This window comes from Caballeronia sp. RCC_10, from assembly GCF_041360715.1.
In the GTDB taxonomy this organism is placed as follows: Bacteria; Pseudomonadota; Gammaproteobacteria; order Burkholderiales; family Burkholderiaceae; genus Caballeronia; species Caballeronia grimmiae.
Window position 1 is genome coordinate 1 of record NZ_JBFUPT010000130.1, and the last position, 502, is coordinate 502.

Here is a 502-nt window from a genome sequence, read left to right on the forward strand (position 1 = left end):
AGAAGCTCGAGACGCAACTGACGCAACGCCAGGCATGCAAGACGATCGTAGGGCTGCTCGAACTCGCAGGACATCACGGCGTTGAGGCGTTGCTGGCCGAGCGGCTCGACGCCTTGCTCGAAGCAGGCGAACTGCCCGATCTGAAGCAGTTGCGCGATGAATTCGCGCCGCGTCAGGCCCGATGTCCCGAGGTGGTAGTCGAAATGCCGCCCGTCGCGGTCTATGACGAGCTTCTCGACAAGGTGGCAGCATGAACGCCCCTGCCCATGACAACGGCCGTCTGGCCCTGATGTTGAACGAGTTACGTCTGCCGACCATCGGCAGGTTATGGCCCGAGTTCGTTGAGCGCTCTGATAAGGAAGGCTGGCCGGCTACGCGATTGCTTGGGGCGCTGCTTGAGCACGAACTGGCCGAACGTGCCAAACGACGCATCGAGCGGCATCGTACGGAGTCACATCTTGATCCGACCAAGACGCTGGCCACCTTCGACTTCAGCATGGTG

At 61.4% G+C, this 502-nt stretch carries 1 protein-coding gene and 1 pseudogene; both read left to right on the top strand.

The annotated features are described in order from the left end of the window. Positions 1-254: pseudogene (locus AB6804_RS31960) on the top strand (IS21 family transposase); the annotation flags it as partial. After that, positions 251-502: ATP-binding protein (locus AB6804_RS31965; RefSeq protein WP_370889851.1), on the top strand; the 252-nt coding region annotated here is incomplete at its 3' end. The pseudogene AB6804_RS31960 and the gene AB6804_RS31965, both read left to right, overlap by 4 nt.